Genomic DNA, 18,083 nt, shown 5'->3' with positions numbered 1-18,083 from the left:
GTTACGAAAAAGCCCCCCACCTGCAGCTTGGGCAGGCAGGGGGGTTTTCGGGTATGTGTGCGTAATGCGGACGATTACTTCGCCGTCAACGTTTTTTGACCAGGCTTCCAGTTCGCCGGGCACAAGCCGCCGGATTGGAGCGCCTGCAGCACGCGGATCGTCTCGTCGACGCTGCGGCCTACGTCCAGGTGGTTGACCACTTGGTATTTCAACTCGCCGTCCGGATCGATGATGAACAATCCGCGGAGAGCGATTCCTTCTTCTTCGATCAGGACGCCGTAGTCGCGGGCGACCGACTTCGTGTAGTCGGCGGCGAGCGGGTAGTTCAGCTGGCCGAGACCGTTCGAGTCGCGCGGCGTGTTGATCCAAGCGCGGTGCGAATGCTTGCTGTCCGTGCTGACGCCGAGAACTTCAGCGTCGAGGTCTTGGAATTGCTCGTATGCTTCGCTCATCGCGATGATTTCGGTCGGGCATACGAAGGTGAAGTCGAGCGGATAGAAAAACATGACGAGCCATTTGCCTTTGTAATCGTTAAGCGAAACTTTGCCGAACTCCTGGCCGTTGCCGAGCGCCGTCTCCATTTCGAAATAAGGCGCCTTCTTGCCTACCAAACGTTCTGCCATGCGTGTTCTACCTCCCTATGATTCGGTTCGCTACGTACGACGTGGCCGTTATGTAGGAACATCGTGCGAATGGTTGAATGGGGCGTGCTTACCACGCTCACGAGTAAAATCGTATCATCCCGATTCGGGAAAGTCAATATCGAGAAGAAGTCGCAACTAATATTTATTATTATTAAAAAAGCGATTCGCGGCATTAACGATTCGGCTCATCAATCGTTCGTTTCGCGAACGTTTAACGGCACAGTAAAAATCCCCCTCGATCGAGGGGGATTGCGTTATTATCGCTTCATCGCGGCAACGATCAGGTCGCCCATGGCGGTCGTGCCGATCGCCTTGCTCTTGTCGACAGCGATATCGCCCGTGCGGTGGCCGGCGTCGAGCACGTTCTTGACCGCATTCTCGATGACGTCGCCCGCTTCCTGGTAGTTGAACGACAGCTTGAACATGAGCGCGACGGACAAAATCGTCGCGATCGGGTTCGCGATTCCTTGTCCCGCGATGTCCGGAGCGGAGCCGTGCACCGGCTCGTACAGCCCGAAGCTGCCTTCGCCGAGCGAAGCCGAGGACAGCATGCCGATCGAGCCCGTCAGCATCGCCGCTTCGTCGCTCAAGATGTCGCCGAACATGTTCTCCGTGACGATCACGTCGAAGCTGGACGGACGGCGCAGCAGCTGCATCGCGCAGTTGTCGACGAGCACGTGCTCGAGCTCGACGTCCGGATATTCCGGTGCGATCCGATTCACCGTCTCGCGCCACAGGCGGGACGTCTCCAGCACGTTCGCCTTGTCGACCGAGCACAGCTTCTTGCGGCGCGTCCGGGCGATTTGGAACGCCTGATGGACGATCCGCTCGACTTCCTTGACGTTATAGACGCACGTGTCGACCGCTTCCTGGCCGTTGTCGGTGTCGCGGCGGAACTTCTCGCCGAAGTAGATGCCGCCCGTCAGCTCGCGCACGACGATCAGGTCGGTGCCCTCGAGCACTTCCGGCTTCAGCGTGGACGCTTCCTTCAAGCAGTCGAAGATGACGGCCGGACGAATGTTCGAGAACAGGCCGAGCGCCTTGCGGATGCCGAGCAGCCCCGTCTCCGGACGCAGCTCCTTCGGGTTGTTGTCCCATTTCGGACCGCCCACGGCGCCGAGCAGCACCGCGTCGGCCCGCTTGCACATCTCGAGCGTCTCCTGCGGGAGCGGAGTGCCCTTCTCGTCGATGGCGATGCCGCCGAACAGGTTGCTCTCCGTTTCGAATTTGTAGCCGAACAGCTCTTCCGTCTTCTTCAATACTTTAACCGCTTCGGCGATCACTTCCGGGCCGATGCCGTCGCCCGGAAGAATCGCGATTTTTTTCGTGTCCGCCATGGGGGGTTCACTCCTACGCTAGAATGGTTGGTTCGGATTGCTGCTCTCCTGCCATGTTCTCATTGTCACACAAATCGGCTCTCCTGACAAAGATATAAAAGCTATCGGCGTTATAGGCAAACGTTATAATCGAACCGTTCCCCTGCAAAAAGTCGAATCGTGACAAAAAAATTAGAAACCGCCTCCAAAATCGGGTACAATATGCTTATGCGAAGGAAGGGAGAACCCGTATGAATTACACTTTTTCAAGTTTTACCGACGGCCTGAAATCGTCCGCGGTACGTGAAATTTTGAAGCTGACCCAAGGAAACGCGGTCATTTCGCTCGCCGGGGGACTCCCTGCGGAGGATTACTTTCCGATCGAAGCGGTCAAGGAAGCGTTCGAGCGCGTATTCCAAACCGGCGGCAAAGGCTCGCTCCAGTACGGCTTGACCGAAGGGTACACGCCGCTGCGCGAAGCGATCGGCACCCGGATGGCCGCCAAAGGGGTCACGGTGAAGCCGGAGAACATGCTGATCACGACCGGCTCCCAGCAGGCGATCTACCTGCTGACGCGCATTTACTTGAGCGCGGGCGACGTCATCTTGGTCGAAAACCCGACCTACCTGGCGGCTCTGCAAATTTTCAAAGCGAGCGGCGTCCAAGTCGTCGGCGTCGATGCCGACGAGCACGGCATGCTGATGGACGATCTCGACGCGAAGCTGGCGCAGTACAAGCCGAAGATGGTGTACGTCACGCCGACGTTCGCCAACCCGACCGGCAAAGTATGGAGCCTTGAGCGCCGTCAAGGACTTCTCGCCCGGTGCAAGCCGAACAACGTGCTCATCCTCGAGGACGATCCGTACGGGGAGATCCAATTCGACGAGAACGCGAGCTATCCGTCCATCTTCTCGCTCGACGAGCATCCCGAAGGAAGCGCGGTGCTGTATACGAGCACGTTCTCCAAGACGGTCGTGCCTGCGCTTCGGACCGGCTGGATCGTAGGCGATTCGCGCGTCATCGCGCAAATGGCCAAGGCGAAGCAGGCGGTCGACCTTCATTCGAGCACGCTCGACCAGCAGGCGCTGTACCAGCTCCTTACCCACTTCGATCTGGACGGACATATCCGGACGATCCGCAAGGAGTACCGGTCCCGTATGGAGCTGATGAAGTCGCTCCTCCAGGACGCACGCTTCGCCGACCTGAAGTGGAGCGAGCCGCAAGGCGGCATGTTTTTCTGGGTCGAGCTGCCGGAGAGCATCGACGCCTCCGAGCTGCTCAAAAAAGCGGTGGAAAAAGGCGTCGCCTTCGTGCCGGGCGTCGACTTCTACGCCGAGAACCCGCGCCGCAACACGATGCGCCTCAACTTCACGCATACGGACAACGCCAGCATGAAGCTCGGCCTCGACCGGCTCGCGGAAGCGCTGGCCGCGTACAAGCAGAACGCTTGATCGCCGTTTGCGCGTTCGGGCCAAGCCCAACATCGAACATCCTCCTCCCGATTCGGGAAGGAGGATGTTTTGTTTGGTATGCGGCTTATTCCCGATGCTTCTCGACCAGCTCGACCCGGTTGCCGAACGGGTCGCGGATATGGAAGCGGCTGACGCCCTCCAGCGGCTCGTCCTCGATGACGGCGATATCGTGTGCCGCAAGCCGGCTGCGCAGCGCCGCAAGCCCCTGCACCTCGAACGCCGGGTGCGCCTTCGCCGCCGGCACGAAGTCGGCCTGCACGCCGACGTGCAGCTGGTGGGCGCCGCACCGGAACCAGACGCCGCCTCGTCCGAGCAGCTGAGCGGGCTTTGCGATCTCCTCCATGCCGAGCAGGCCGCCGAAGAAACGTCTCGCTTCGTCCTCGCAACCGGCGGGAGCGGCCAGCTGTACGTGATCGATGCCGAGAAACCGATACTCCATATAAACCCCTCCAATTGTTTCATTATGCGAAACATAATATCATTCAATGAAACCTTCATTCAATTATATCACACCTTCCCGAAAACCGAATAGGGGTTTCCCCGCCTCGTGCCCCCTCCTACCAAGAAACACAAAAGCCCCGCAGCACCGAACAGGTGCCGCAGGGCTACTAAAATCGATTTACTTGACGATCACTTTCAGCGTAGCCGTTTTGCCGCCGAACTTCGCCGTAATCGTCGCCGTTCCTTTCCCGTAGGCGGTAATCGTGCCGTCCTTGACGTCGGCTACCGTATCCTTCGAGCTTTTCCATTCGGCGAGCGGCGCGACTTCGCCTTCCGTGCCGTCCTTGTACGTAGCCGTCAGGGCGACCTGCTTCGATTGGCCGGCCTTCAGCTCGATCGTTTTCACGCTCGTCTTCAAATATTTCAAGCTGTCGACTTCGACCGGAATCGATGCGGTTTTGCCGCCGTATTTGACCGAAATCGTCGTCTTTCCGTAGCCGACGGCCGTTACGACGCCTTTCTCGTTGACGTCCGCGATTTTGAACGAACGGGTCGTCCATTCCGCCTCGGTGGTTACGTCGCGCGTCGTCCCGTCGGAGAACGTCGCCGTCACCGTCAGCTGCTCCGATTGCCCGGTTTTCAGCAAGGTCGATTTTTTGTTGATCGCGATTTTCGTCGCCGTGTCGATATCGACCGGAATCGAGATCGTCTTGGCGCCGTATTTCGCGGTTACGGTCACTCGGCCGCTTTCGTACGCCGTAACCAGCCCGTTGTTCACGTCCGCGATCTTGGTCGACGACACGGTCCATACCGCTTTATTCGTCACGTCCTCGGTCGTGCCGTTGCCGTAGGTGGCCGTCAAGCCGATTTGCTGCTCGCCGCCCTTGCGCAGGACGACGCTCCGGTGGGTGGCCGTCAGCTTGTCGGCCAGCTCGACCTGGACGACGACGGTTACCGACTTCTCGCCGACCTTGGCCGTAATCGTCGATTTCCCGCTCGCCACACCCGTGACGTAGCCGTGGGACACTTCGGCGATGCCCGGCTGCGAGGACGTCCATTCCGCTTCGTCCGTCGACTCTTTGACCATGCCGTCCTTATATTTCGACGTGAGGACGATTTGCTTGCCTTCGCCCTCTTTCAGATACAACGTTTTGTCGCTCGCCGTCAGCGATTCGATCGCGCCGACGCTGACGTACACTTTCACCGTCTTCTTGCCGTACTTGGCGGTAATGACCGCCTCGCCGCGCGCAACGGCCGTTACCGTCCCGTCGCTCACCGTGGCGAACGACTCGTTGCTCGAAATCCATTCCGCCTTGCCCGTCACGTCTTCCGTCTTGCCGTCGGCATACGTAGCCGTCAGCGCAATATCGGCCGTGCTGCCCGGCTGCAGCTCGATGCGCTGCTTGTCCGCCTCCAGCTTCGACGCCGGATCGACGGATACCGCGACGGTTACGAGTTTGTCGCCGTATTTGGCCGTAATTTTCGCTTCGCCGGAATCGATCGCCCGGATCACCCCGTTGCTGACGATCGCGACGCCTTCCTGATCGGAGCTCCACTCCGCCTTGTCCGTCACCGGCTCGTTGGAGCCGTCGGCATAGTATGCGGTCAGCTTCAGCGCGGCCGCGGTATCCCCTTTACGCAGCGAGAGCGACTTTTTGTCGATGTCGAGCTTCCTCGCCACGCTGACGTCTACGTTAACGGAGACGGTCTTGCCGCCGTAAGCGGCGGTGATCGTCGCTTGCCCGGACTTGTACGTCTTGATTTTGCCGTCGGTCACATCGGCCACGTCGGCGTCGTCCGAAGACCATTCGGCTTTCGTCGTCACGTCGGCGACGGTCCCGTCGGCGAACGTCGCCTCCAGCGTCACATTGTCGGTTCCCCCGACTTTCAGGAACAAGTCCGTCTTGCTCGCCTTCAGCTTCTTCGCCAGCTCCACGTTGACGGTTACAACCGCCGTCTTGTCGCCGTATTTGCCCGTAATGACCGCTTGACCGGTGCCGAGCGCCGTAATCGTCCCGTCGATGACGTCCGCGATTTCCGGCTTGTCGGAGCTCCACTCCGCCTTCGCCGTCACGTCCTCCGTCGTCCCGTCCGCATAGGTCACTTCCAGCTTGACCGTTTTCGAGTCGCCGGTTTTGACGTCGAGCGCCGAAGGCGTCGCCTTCAAGCCGCGCGCCGTATCGACCCGTACCGGAATCGATACCGACTTGTCGCCGTATTCCGCCTTGATCGTCGCCTCTCCGCTTCCGTTCGCCCGCACTTTCCCATTCGATACGTAGGCGACGCTTTCGTCGCTCGAAGACCAAGTCGCTTGGGCGGTCACGTCTTCTTTCGCGCCGCTGGCGAAAACCGCCTCCAGCTTGACGTCCTCGGTGCCGTTCTTGCGCATCGAGAGCGACGTCTTGTTCGCTTCCAGCTTGCGGGCAATGCCGGCGTCGACCGTAATCGAGACCGTCTTCGTGCCGTAGCTGGCCGTAATCGTCGCCTGCCCGACCGAATGGGCCGTGATGACGCCGTCTTCCACGTCCGCGATCGACTCGTCGCTGCTCGACCACGTCGCTTTGGTCGTTACGACCTGGCTCGAATTGTCCGCGTCCGCATAATAAGCTGTCAAGACGACCGGAGCGGACTGCTCGGGCTTGAGGAACAGATCGGTTTTATCGGCTTCCAGCCGCTTGACCGTCTCGACATTGACGATGATGGTGGCCGACTTGCCGCCGTATTTTCCGGTGATCGTCGTCTGGCCGGCGCCGTAAGCGGTCACCTTGCCTTTGAACACGTCGGCGATGCTTCCGTTGGCCGTCGTCCATTCGGCCTTGTCGGCGACGTCGTCCGTCGCCCCGTCCTCGAACATCGCGATGAGCTGCACGTCCGAGCTGCCGCCCACGCGCAGGTCGACGCTTTCCGGATCGGGATCGATCCGGCGCACGATATCGACGCCGACCGGTATCGTAACGCTTTTCCCGCCGTACGTCGCCGTCACGTTCGTCTCCCCGGCGGCCACCGGCGTTACCTTGCCGTTGACGACCGTCGCGACGGCGTCCCTCTCCGACTTCCATTCCGCCTTGGCGGTGACGTCTTCCGTCGTCCCGTCCGTATACGCCGCTTCCAGCGTAATTTGCTCGGGTGCCTGTCCGACGCGCTTGGACAGCTTCGTCTTGTCTTTGGACAAGCTTTTCACTTTTTTATGTACCGTAATGTTGACGACTTCCGTTTTGCCCATATAAGTGGCGGTAACGGTCGCCGTTCCTTCCTTCTTCGCGGTGACGTTGCCCGCATAGACCGTCGCCACGTTCGTGTCGCCGGAATTCCAATCGGCTTTGATCGTGACGTCCGACGTCGAGCCGTTGACGAGAACCGACGTCGCCGTCAGCGAATACGTATCGCCTTCGGACAAGGTCAGCGTGTTCTTGTTCAGCACGAGGCGCGAAATTTCGTCCGCGGCCCAAGCCAGGCCGGAACCCGGTCCCGTGATCATGGCGGCGATCAGAATGAACTGCAGCATGACGATACCGAACGATTTCAGGCTGAATCCGGACCCGGTGCCCGTCCGTTTGTTCCATTGCGTCAAATCGGCCATTCCTTTCCCCCGGTCCTTCCATCCGGACCGTTTTTTGGTCTTAGCAACATTTAACAATCTTTTCTTTATATCGACAAGTTGAGACAAGAAATTTAGACCAATATTTTCAGAAAAGCTGCAACCTTTGGCAGGCTCGATTCGTCTTTAATAGATTTGGCGCTTCCGGTCAAACCAAAAAAGCCCTCCTTCGTCTCCATGAACGGTAGAGGGCTTTCTTCCTTGCTTGATCAGGTTCGCGTCAGATGAGCGACATGCTGCCGTGGCGGCCGCCGCCCGGCGTCTTGCGCTTGTCGATCAGCCGGTTGATCGCATCGATGTACGCCTTGGCGCTCGCCTCGAGAATGTCCGTGCTGACGCCGCGGCCGTGCACCGAGATGTCGCCCTGCTTCAGCACGACGTGCACGTCGCCGAGCGCGTCCTTGCCGTGCGTGACCGACTTGATCGAGTAGTCTTCCAGCTCGACCTCTTCCTTCGTCGCCTTGTCGATCGCCTTGTAGATCGCGTCGACCGAGCCGTTGCCGATCGAGCCTTCCTCGAGCATCGTCCCTTCGGCTTGCACGATGCGCACGGTGGCCATCGGCACCGACTGGTTGCCGTAGGACAGCTGGATCGTGTCGAGCACGAACACTTCCGGCGTCTGGACGAGCTTTTCCTCGATCAGCGCACGGATATCTTCGTCGATGACGTTTTTCTTCCGGTCGGCGAGAACCTTGAACTTGGCGAACGCTTCGTTCACCTGCTCGTCGTTCAGGTCGTAGCCCATGTCGATCAGCTTCTCGCGGAACGCGTGGCGTCCGGAATGCTTGCCGAGGACGAGCTTGCTTTCCTTCAGACCGATCGTCTCCGGCGAGATGATCTCGTACGTCGTCTTCTCCTTCAGCATGCCGTCCTGATGAATGCCGGACTCGTGGGCGAACGCGTTCGCGCCGACGATCGCCTTGTTGCCGGGGACGACCATGCCGGTCAGCTTGCTGACGAGACGGCTCGTACGGGCGATTTCGTTCAGGACGAGCGACGTCTTCGCCTGGAAAAACTCTTGGCGCGTCTCGAGCGCAAGCGCGACTTCCTCGAGCGCCGTATTGCCGGCCCGCTCGCCGATGCCGTTGATCGTGCCTTCGATCTGGTCGGCGCCGTTCAAGATGGCGGCCAGCGCGTTCGCCGTCGCCATGCCGAGATCGTCGTGGCAGTGCGCGCTCAGCTGGATGGTTTCGATGCCGCGCACGTTTTCCTTCAACGTTTTGAAAATGTTGCCGAACTCGCTCGGCGTCATATATCCGACCGTATCCGGAATGTTGACGACCGTTGCGCCGGCGCGGATCGCCATCTCCGTCACTTCGCACAGGAAATCGAGCTCGGTGCGGCCGGCATCCTCCGGCGAAAACTCGATTTTGCTAAAATATTTTTTCGCGTACTTGATCGCCGCTTCGGCCGTTTCGAGCACCTGGTGCTTCTCCATCCGCAGCTTGTGCTTCCGATGGATCGGCGACGTCGCGAGGAACAGGTGCAGGCAAGGATCCTGCGCGTCCTTGAGCGCCTCCCGGGCCGCGTCGATATCCTGCTCGCGGGAGCGGGACAGGCCGATGACGCTCGCGTTGCGGACGGCGCGGGCCACCGCGTTCACCGCGGCCAAGTCGCCCGGAGACGCCGCCGGGAATCCGGCTTCGATCCGGTCGACCGCCAGCTTCTCGAGCTGGAGGGCGATTTCCACCTTCTCCTGCGTATTCAGGTTGACGCCCGGCGACTGTTCGCCGTCGCGCAGCGTCGTGTCGAATACGTAAATTTTGCGCATGCCATCCACCCCCTATTTTCCCTCGGGCGCATAGCCCCAGATAATACAGAAGTTCAATCCCCGCTTGAGGGGGATTGAACCTGTTTTGGACGAGAACGTCCGGAAGAGATTATTGAACCGCCAAAAGAGGTGGGGAGTGTGCGGCGGAAAGCGGAGCGTCCGACTTTCAAACTCGTGTTGTCCCACTTACTACCTATTCAAGACAACACGAGTTTGACGGAGGTGGAGCGCATGCTCCCCGCCGCTTGCCCCGAACCGCTTCATCTCTTCTCGGACTTCTCCCCACTTTCATTCAATCCCCATCAAAGCGATTGAACTTCTAGCAATCGGGCTGGCGCGCCCGATTACTTCTTGATCCAATGCATCATTTCGCGCAGCTGGCGGCCGACCGTCTCGAGCTGATGCTCGGACTCGCGGCGGCGCGTAGCGGTGAAGAACGCGCGGTTCGATTGGTTTTCGAGAATGAAGTTGCGCGCGAACGTCCCGTTTTGGATGTCCTCGAGCACTTTCTTCATTTCTTTCTTCGTTTCGTCCGTTACGACGCGAGGACCGGTGACGTAGTCGCCGTACTCGGCCGTGTTGGAGATCGAGTGGCGCATCGCCGCCAGACCGCCTTCATACATCAGGTCGACGATCAGCTTCAGCTCGTGCAAGCACTCGAAGTAAGCGATCTCCGGCTGATAGCCCGCTTCCACGAGCGTTTCGAAGCCGGCTTTGACGAGGGCGGACGTACCGCCGCACAGAACGGCTTGCTCGCCGAACAGGTCGGTTTCGGTTTCTTCGCGGAACGTCGTCTCGATGACGCCCGCGCGGGTGCAGCCGATCCCTTTCGCATAAGCGAGGCCGAGATCTTTCGCTTTGCCGGATGCGTCTTGGTAGATCGCGATCAGGCCCGGTACGCCGAAGCCTTCGACGTAGACGCGGCGAACGAGGTGACCAGGCGATTTCGGAGCGACCATGAAGACGTCGGTGTCCGCGCTAGGCACGATTTGGCCGAAATGGATGTTGAAGCCGTGGGAGAAGACGAGAGCGGCTCCTTTTTTCAGGTTCGGCGCGATTTCTTCGTTATATACTTTCGCTTGCGTTTCGTCCGGCATCAAAATTTGCACGAGGTCGGCGCGGCTTGCCGCTTCCGCAACGGATACGACTTCGAAGCCGTCGTTTTTCGCCTGTTCCCAGGAACGGCCTTGACGAAGACCGATGATGACTTTCACGCCGCTGTCGCGCAAGTTTTGCGCTTGGGCATGGCCTTGGCTGCCGTAGCCGATAATCGCGACCGTTTTACCGGAGAGTACGCTCAAGTCGGCGTCTTTTTCATAATACATTGTTACTGCCATGGGATAATTTCCTCCTTGATCTTTTTAACAACCCTGTGAGTGGGCGTCCGGACGGGCGAACCGCCGCGGGTGCGAGCAGCCGGACTTGCCGGGCTCGTCCGGCCGGACTCCCACTCACGACAAGTTGCAATGAATGGAAACGGGTCGATGGCAGGGCCGCCTGCCGTCAAGCGGCCCTTAAGGCTTGCATCTTTACTTCGCCAGTCCGCGAATCATCGCGGTGACGCCGGTGCGGGAAAACTCGCGAATGCCGTACGGCTTGAGCAGCTCCGCCATCGCGTCGATTTTGGACGTGTCCCCGACGACCTGCACGATGAGGGACGTCGGCCCGATATCGACGACGGCCGCGCGGAACGTCTCGACGATGCCGAGAATTTCCGGCCGCATGCTCGGCTCGGCGCTCACCTTGATCAGCGCGAGCTCGCGGGCGACCATCGGGTGCGAGCTCAGATCGACGACCTTGATGACGTCGATCAATTTGTACAGCTGCTTCTGCACCTGCTCGAGCGTCCGGTCGTCGCCGGTCGTCACGATGACCATCCGGGACAAGCCGGCCTCTTCGGACTCGCCCACGGTGATGCTCTCGATGTTGAAGCCGCGGCGTCCGAACAATCCGGATACGCGCTGCAGGACGCCAGGCTGGTTATTGACCAAAACGGAAATGGTATGCCTCGTCGAACTCATTCCGAATCCCCCAATATCATCTGACTTAACGTACTGCCCGCCGTAACCATCGGGAACACGTTCTCGCCCTTCGGAACGACGAAGTCGATGACGACCGGTCCCGGCGTGTCGAGCGCTTCCTGCCACGCCTTGCGGGCTTCTTCCTTCGTCGTCGCCCGCAAGCCTTTCACCCCGTAAGCCTCCGCGAGCTTGACGAAATCGGGGCTGCCGGCCAGATCGATATGGCTGTACCGGTTGTCGTAAATGATTTCCTGCCATTGCCGCACCATGCCGAGCACCTGGTTGTTGATGATGACGACTTTGACCGGGATGTTGTTGATCGCGCAAATCGCCAGCTCCTGGGCGCACATCTGCATGCCGCCGTCGCCGTTGATCGAGACGACCAGCTTATCCGGGTTGCCCATCTGGGCGCCGATCGCCGACGGGAAACCGAAGCCCATCGTGCCGAGACCGCCGGAGGAGATGAACGAGCGCGGGTTTTGGAACTTGTAATATTGCGCGGCCCACATCTGATGCTGGCCGACGTCCGTCGTGACGATCGCCTCGCCCTTCGTCGTCTCGTTGATCATCTCGATGACGAATTGCGGCTTCAGCTCGTCGTCGGAATCTTTGTACTTCAGCGGGAACTGCCGCTTCATCGCGGCGATTTCCGCGATCCATTCCTTGGCCGGAGCCGGCTTCGCCTTCTCGTTGGCGATGCGGAGCACCGCCTTGACGTCGCCTACGACGGGAATGTCGGTTTTGACGTTTTTGCCGATTTCGGCCGGATCGACGTCGATGTGCGCGATCTTCTTCACGTTCGGCGCGAAGCCGTCCAAATTCATCGTGACGCGGTCGTCGAATCGGGAGCCGATCGAAATGATCAGGTCGGCGTTCTGGATCGCCTGGTTCGCCGTGTACGTGCCGTGCATGCCCGGCATCCCCATCCACAGCTCGTGGCCGCTCGGGAAGCCGCCCAAGCCGAGCAGCGTCGTCGTGATCGGGATTTGCGTCTTGTCGACGAACTCGATCAGCTCGGGAGCCGCGTTCGCGTAGACGACGCCGCCGCCGGCGATGATGACCGGCCGCTCGGCTTCCTGAATCGCCTGCAGCAGCTTGTCGACCTGCAGCTTGTTCGGCTGCACCGTCGGGTTGTAGCCGCGAATGTCGATCGTCTCCGGATAGACGAACTTCGTCTTGAGCGCCGATACGTCCTTCGGAATGTCGATCAGGACGGGGCCCTTCCGGCCGGTATTGGCGATATGGAACGCCTCGTGGATGATGCGCGGCAAATCTTCGACCTTCCGCACGAGATAGCTATGTTTCGTAATCGGCATCGTAATGCCGGTAATATCCGCTTCCTGGAACGCGTCGGTGCCGATAAATTGGGTCGCTACGTTGCCGGTAATGACGACGAGCGGCACCGAATCCATATAGGCGGTGGCGATCCCGGTGACGAGATTGGTCGCTCCCGGTCCGGAAGTCGCGATGCAGACGCCGACTTTGCCGGTCGACCTCGCATAGCCGTCCGCGGCGTGAATCGCACCCTGCTCGTGACGGGTAAGCAAATGCTTGAAGTCCGGGTTCCCGTGCATCGCGTCATAAATGTACAGCACGGCGCCGCCCGGATAACCGAAGACGCAGTCCACACCCTCCAAAAGCAGCGAGCGAAGCAAAATCTCCGACCCGGAGATGACATCCGGCTGAAGCAGCTTTTGACGCAGTTGTTCCTTAGACAGTGTCGCTTCCATTTGAGCACACATAAGTGACCCTCCTCTCAAAGTTTGAACGAAACGGCATGCGCGCCTAACGAACAAAAAACCCCTTTCGTCCGTTGCGCATGAATACGCGAACGGGACGAAAGGGGTTAGCTCTTCCGTGGTACCACCCAATTTTGCGATGCGCCTCGCGACGCAAAGCCTTAGCAAGTATCGGACGCCTCGAGGTCGCCTTTACCTGCGGCACGGTAACGTGTGCCAATCCGATTCCCCCTACTAGCGCAGCGTCCTTCTGACACCGTTTTTCAGGGAAACAGCTCCGAGGTGAGCTCGTCGACAAGGGATTATGGCTAAGGTTTCAGCACATCCTTAAGCTCTCTGGAACATAAGAGCCCTTATCACTTCGTCCTCTTCATAGCCGATAACGCAATAATGGAATCAATGTTAGAACTTATTATAACACTCCCGGTCGAATAGTCAAGACCATAATCGGCATTTTGTCCGGCGAGGGTCGCCCTGCTCGGTCTGGTCGTCCGCAAGCCTGCGGCCAATCCGCAGTCCGAACCCCCGCGAGAAGCGCAAAAAGCCGCCCTGACGGGGCGGCCTCGTTCGTGCATTAGGCGTTGATTTTTTGCTTCGCCGTGTCGGCCAAGCTGGAGAAAGCTTTCAGATCGTTGACCGCGAGGTCGGCGAGCATTTTGCGGTTTACTTCGACGCCGGCCAGCTTCAGGCCGTGCATCAGCTTGCTGTACGACAGGCCGTTGATGCGGGCAGCCGCGTTGATCCGTACGATCCACAACTTGCGGAAGTTGCGCTTCGTTTGACGGCGGTCGCGGTATGCGTACATCAGCGACTTCATCACTTGCTCTTTCGCCGTTTTAAACAGCGTATGTTTGGAACCGAAATAGCCTCTCGCCAATTTCAGTATTTTTTTGCGTCGACGTGCGCGGACGATACCGCCTTTTACCCTTGCCATGATGAACTACCTCCTGAGCGTTATTGGGCCGCTATGCAACGGCCTTTATCGATAAGTAATCGGGATAATCGGTTATTTCAGGTTGGAAATTTGCTGCTTCAGACGAGCTACGTCGCCGGTCGCCATGATCGGCGATTTGCCCAGGCGTTGCTTTTGGCTCGGCGATTTGCCGTACATCAAGTGGTTTTTGTAAGCTTTATATCTTCTCACTTTACCGGTTCCGGTAATTTTGATGCGGTCTTTCAGGCTGCTGTGCGTTTTCATCTTAGGCATTATGGTGGTCCTCCTCGTAAGATTAGGTTTGCGGTTTCGGCGACAAAATCATGATCATGCTGCGGCCTTCCAGCTTCGGCCTGCGTTCGACGATCGAGTCGTTCTCGACCTCGGCCGCCATCCGCTCCAGCACCTTCTGACCGATATCGGCGTGCGTGATTTCGCGTCCGCGGAAACGGACGGACAGCTTCACTTTATCGCCGTCCTGCAAAAACTTGACGACGTTGCGAAGTTTCGTCTGGAAGTCGTGCTCGTCGATCGTCGCCGAGAGACGAATTTCTTTCAGCTCGACGATTTTTTGATTTTTGCGGGCTTCCTTTTCTTTCTTCTGCATCTCGTACCGATATTTGCCGTAATCCATGATGCGGCAAACGGGCGGCTTGGCCGTCGGTGCGACGTTGACCAGGTCGAGGTTCGCTTCGGCTGCAAGCTGCATCGCATCGCGGAACGATTTGATGCCGAGCTGCTCGCCGTCCGCGCCGATGAGGCGCACTTCCTTCGCACGAATTTCGTCGTTGATCAAATGGTCTTTACTAATAGCGTTCCACCTCCCAAAGTTACCCCCAAAAGTGAAGTAAAGCTTGTCGGTATTCCGGGTACTTTCGGGGGAACCCCCCGGAAACCTACCCCCAAAGTGAGTAAAGCTTTGTCGGCTATTCCCGGTACTTCTTGGGGGTTCCCCGGGAACGGCCGTTAACCTAACCAAGAGAAGGCAAACAAAAACGGATGCGGGCAGTATACGCCCTCATCCGATCATGACCATAGAACAAGAAGGTTCCGTTCCGTCGTATGAACCCGCCGACTCCGGTCGGCCAAGGTGAGAAGCGGGCGCTTCTGCTTGGTTACGCTATTGAACACTTTTACCACTATACCATCGATGCGACGGCGTGTCAACCGACGGAGGCTTCCGCCGCACGCGTACGTCTCATCTTCATACTTGCTTGCTCTGCACGTCCTCCAGTCGGATGACGCGCGTATGCTGCGTATGGCTCCACTGCTTGTTGTTCTGGGTGAAGAACGCGTACAGCGTAATCGGCCACCACGAAGCCAAATAAATCGGGTACGTGATCAGCGCGGCGTACATTCTCCAAGACTTCACCTTCTCGAGCGCCATCGCGATCGGGAAGCCCAGATAGACGAGCGCCGTTACGATAACCATGAGCCAGGTCGGCACGTACTCGTACAGCGACGTAAAGTGCGGCGTGCCCGGCAGGGCGACGTCTATCCACAAAATCGCGCTGAAAATGAAGCCGAGCAGCACGTTGTAAACATTGAACGTATAAATCGCGGTGTCGATCTTCGCCCAGCTGCGCTCCTTGATCCCCTGCCAGAGCAGCGGGAAGAAGTAGCGGCGCGCGACGTCGAAATGTCCTTGCATCCAGCGCAGCCGTTGACGGGCGGACGCCTTGAACGTAAGCGGCTTTTCGTCGTACACCTTCGCGTCGTAGCACATCGTCGGATTAATGCCGCGCTTGACGCAGCGGACGGTAAACTCCAAATCCTCGACGAGGCTTGTCGCGCCCCAGCCCATTTCCTTCAGCAGTCCGGAGTCGAAGCACATGCCGGTGCCGCCGAGGAAGTTGGCCAGCTTCAAGTTCGTCCGAGGCAGCTGCCACAGCCGGTTGCAGAACCAATACGTGATCGCGTAAGCGGCGGTAATCCACGAGTCGTTCGGATTTTTCGTGTCCAGGTAAGCTTGAATGACTTTCGAGCCCGAGCACAGCTCGTTGTTCATGTGCTGCAGGAAATCGGCGTTGACCAAATTGTCGGCGTCCAAAATGACGACGCCGTCGTAAGCGGTCGGCATTTTCCACAGTTCCTTCAGCATCCATTCGATGGCGAAGCCTTTGCCCCGCAGGTTCGGATTGTGACGGACGCAAGCGTGTACGCCCATCTGCTTCGCAATGTCCGCGGTGCGGTCCGAGCAGTTGTCGCAAATGACGAAAACGTCGTACAATTCTTTCGGATAATCGAGCTGCTTCAGGTTTTCGATCAGCGCCCCAACGACTTTTTCCTCGTTGTGGGCGGCTACGAGAACCGCAAACCTTTTCTGGGCGGGAACGGCAGGAGTGCGCTTTTTCCGATAAAACCCGAAGAAGGAAAAAAACAAGGAGTATGCTCCGAGTACGGCCAGCAGCACCTGCACTACGAGAATGATGATGTCCAGCAAGATGTGACCCCCTTACACCCGAATGTTCTCTCTACATATGGTTCGGTGTATGTTTTTGGTTTTCTGACGTAGCCGAATATGATTTTCCTCTCTTTGCATCCATTTGTCAAAATCTCATTTTCGCTCGATTCCGCCAATTGAATGGTAAAAAAGGATTTCCGGCCGCAGGAAACTGCAGGCTCGCGCATTCCAGCAGATTCCTTCTTATTTTCATCAAATTACGCTTGTTTTACTTGCCGCCGACACATCCGTACGTAAACCTTTTTTTGCCTTACATGCCGCCCGCCCCTCCTATTATACTTGGGAGCCCGTCCAGAAAACAACGTCATGGAAGTCCTAATTTTGTTCATACGGTTCGAACGGATTCGACTTTTTTCCCTTCGGTCCCGGCGGCGACCGCCTCGAAGCTGCGCAGCAGACGGGCGAAAATCGCGTCCCACGACTGCATCCGCGCATGCCGCCGCCCGCCTTCGGACAGCCGCGCGAGCAGCTCCCGATCCCGGTACAGCCGGGTCGCCGCGGCCGCAAACGCCTTCGCGTCGCCGGGAGGGCACAGCAGGCCGTTCATTTCGTGAGCGACGATATCGCCCACGCCCCCGGCCGCCGCTCCGACGACCGCCGTGCCGGCCGCCATCGCCTCGAGGACGACGTTGCCGAACGTTTCCGTATCAGACGGAAACAGGAACGCGTTCGCGGCCGCGTACAGCTCGGCGAGCGGCTGCCCCTGCACGAAGCCGGTAAAGACGATCCGGCCGGAGCCGGCGTGCGATTCGCGCAGCTTGGCCAGCATCGGACCGTCGCCGACGACGACCAGCCGCGACCGTTCCGCGACATCTTCCGGCAAAGCGCGAAAGGCGTCGAGCAGCACGTCCACGCTTTTCTCGGCGGCGATGCGTCCGACATACAAGTAGACGAAGCGGTCTTCGGCTACCCCGTACCGGCGGAGCACTTCGCCGCGGTCGGCTTCCGGGTGGAAGCGCCCGGTATCCACGCCCCTCGGCCATAGCTCGACGGGTCCGATTCCTTTCGCGCGCAAATGGTCCGCCGTCGACGGAGAAGGCGCATAAACCGTACGGCAATCGCGGTGGAACCAGATCATATAGCGCCACAGCGCGGGCTCCAGCCACTGCAGCTTATAATGGGACAAATAGCGATCGAAATGGGTATGGTAGGAAGCGACGAGCGGAACGCCCCGCTTCCGGGCGTAACGGTGCCCGTACAAGCCCAGGTTGAAAGGCGTGGCGACATGAACGAGGGTGGGTCGGAACTGCCGGAGCGATTTGCGGATGTGGAACGGATTCGGGATAGCCAGCTTGCATTCCGGGTACAATACGAACGGTATGCCGGCGAACCGGTGCACCATCGTCGTCCCGTATCGATCGAAAGCGCCTTCGGGATGGCCCGGCGCATACACCTGCACTTGCACCTTCTTCGATTCCAAATAGCCGACCCATCGGCCCAGCGTACCGGCAACCCCGTTCACGTCCGGCAAAAACGTATCCGTGAAAATCGCGACGCGCATCGCCATTCCCTCCCGTTACGTATATTCGCGAATCACCCCCCATTGTAAAAATCGTTTGTAAGCGTCGTATAATCCGATTATTAAAAATCGTCGTTCCGTCGATTTGACGCGGGCTTAACACTCCAGTAACAATTGTAGCTTACAATACGGGTGAATATACTCTGGCTGCACATTTTGTTCGG

The 18,083-nt window shown here is 58.7% G+C and carries 14 protein-coding genes; 1 reads left to right on the top strand and 13 read right to left on the bottom strand.

The features are described 5' to 3' along the window. Positions 1-74: 74 nt before the first annotated feature. A complete protein-coding gene (locus tag DLM86_RS18715; protein ID WP_110841581.1) occupies positions 75-623 on the bottom strand; it encodes a peroxiredoxin in 549 nt (182 codons plus the stop codon). 278 nt (positions 624-901) lie between these two features. Further along, positions 902-1,981 (bottom strand): 3-isopropylmalate dehydrogenase, encoded by a 1,080-nt coding sequence (gene leuB / locus DLM86_RS18710; RefSeq protein ID WP_110841580.1) that lies wholly within the window; start codon positions 1,979-1,981, stop codon positions 902-904. A gap of 230 nt (positions 1,982-2,211) precedes the next feature. On the opposite strand from leuB, the gene DLM86_RS18705 reads away from it, so the two are divergent. Further along, a complete protein-coding gene (locus DLM86_RS18705; RefSeq protein ID WP_110841579.1) occupies positions 2,212-3,411 on the top strand; it encodes an aminotransferase-like domain-containing protein in 1,200 nt (399 codons plus the stop codon). An 85-nt stretch (positions 3,412-3,496) separates the two neighbouring features. On the opposite strand, the gene DLM86_RS18700 is transcribed toward DLM86_RS18705, so the two are convergent. From DLM86_RS18700 to DLM86_RS18650, 11 genes are all read right to left on the bottom strand, one after another. After that, a complete protein-coding gene (locus DLM86_RS18700; protein WP_110841578.1) occupies positions 3,497-3,871 on the bottom strand; it encodes a VOC family protein in 375 nt (124 codons plus the stop codon). Between the two features lie 180 nt (positions 3,872-4,051). Then, on the bottom strand, positions 4,052-7,453 hold the full coding sequence (locus DLM86_RS18695; RefSeq protein WP_110841577.1) for an Ig-like domain-containing protein: 3,402 nt from the start codon (positions 7,451-7,453) through the stop codon (positions 4,052-4,054). A 238-nt stretch (positions 7,454-7,691) separates the two neighbouring features. Further along, positions 7,692-9,242, bottom strand: a complete 1,551-nt coding sequence (locus tag DLM86_RS18690; protein WP_110841576.1) for a 2-isopropylmalate synthase — start codon at positions 9,240-9,242, stop codon at positions 7,692-7,694. Between the two features lie 344 nt (positions 9,243-9,586). After that, positions 9,587-10,579 (bottom strand): ketol-acid reductoisomerase, encoded by a 993-nt coding sequence (ilvC, locus tag DLM86_RS18685; protein WP_110841575.1) that lies wholly within the window; start codon positions 10,577-10,579, stop codon positions 9,587-9,589. A gap of 192 nt (positions 10,580-10,771) precedes the next feature. Beyond that, positions 10,772-11,263: an acetolactate synthase small subunit gene (ilvN, locus tag DLM86_RS18680; protein WP_110841574.1), complete on the bottom strand. Its 492-nt coding sequence runs from the start codon at positions 11,261-11,263 to the stop codon at positions 10,772-10,774. Continuing rightward, positions 11,260-13,005: a biosynthetic-type acetolactate synthase large subunit gene (gene ilvB / locus DLM86_RS18675; RefSeq protein ID WP_211326552.1), complete on the bottom strand. Its 1,746-nt coding sequence runs from the start codon at positions 13,003-13,005 to the stop codon at positions 11,260-11,262. Before ilvB ends, ilvN begins: the two co-directional genes overlap by 4 nt. A gap of 571 nt (positions 13,006-13,576) precedes the next feature. Next, complete coding sequence (rplT, locus tag DLM86_RS18670) at positions 13,577-13,936, bottom strand: 50S ribosomal protein L20 (RefSeq protein ID WP_110841572.1); 360 nt, start codon at positions 13,934-13,936, stop codon at positions 13,577-13,579. Between the two features lie 72 nt (positions 13,937-14,008). Then, complete coding sequence (gene rpmI / locus DLM86_RS18665; protein WP_110841571.1) at positions 14,009-14,209, bottom strand: 50S ribosomal protein L35; 201 nt, start codon at positions 14,207-14,209, stop codon at positions 14,009-14,011. Between the two features lie 22 nt (positions 14,210-14,231). Further along, positions 14,232-14,732, bottom strand: a complete 501-nt coding sequence (gene infC / locus DLM86_RS18660) for a translation initiation factor IF-3 (RefSeq protein WP_110841570.1) — start codon at positions 14,730-14,732, stop codon at positions 14,232-14,234. A 408-nt stretch (positions 14,733-15,140) separates the two neighbouring features. Next, on the bottom strand, positions 15,141-16,379 hold the full coding sequence (locus DLM86_RS18655; protein WP_110841569.1) for a glycosyltransferase family 2 protein: 1,239 nt from the start codon (positions 16,377-16,379) through the stop codon (positions 15,141-15,143). Positions 16,380-16,725: 346 nt separating this feature from the next. Then, positions 16,726-17,901 (bottom strand): glycosyltransferase family 4 protein, encoded by a 1,176-nt coding sequence (locus tag DLM86_RS18650; RefSeq protein ID WP_110841568.1) that lies wholly within the window; start codon positions 17,899-17,901, stop codon positions 16,726-16,728. Positions 17,902-18,083: the final 182 nt, after the last annotated feature.

This window comes from Paenibacillus flagellatus (assembly GCF_003217775.1).
In the GTDB taxonomy this organism is placed as follows: Bacteria; Bacillota; Bacilli; order Paenibacillales; family NBRC-103111; genus Paenibacillus_AB; species Paenibacillus_AB flagellatus.
The sequence above is the reverse complement of the archived record's forward strand: the minus strand, read 5'-3'. Positions and strand labels throughout refer to the sequence as shown.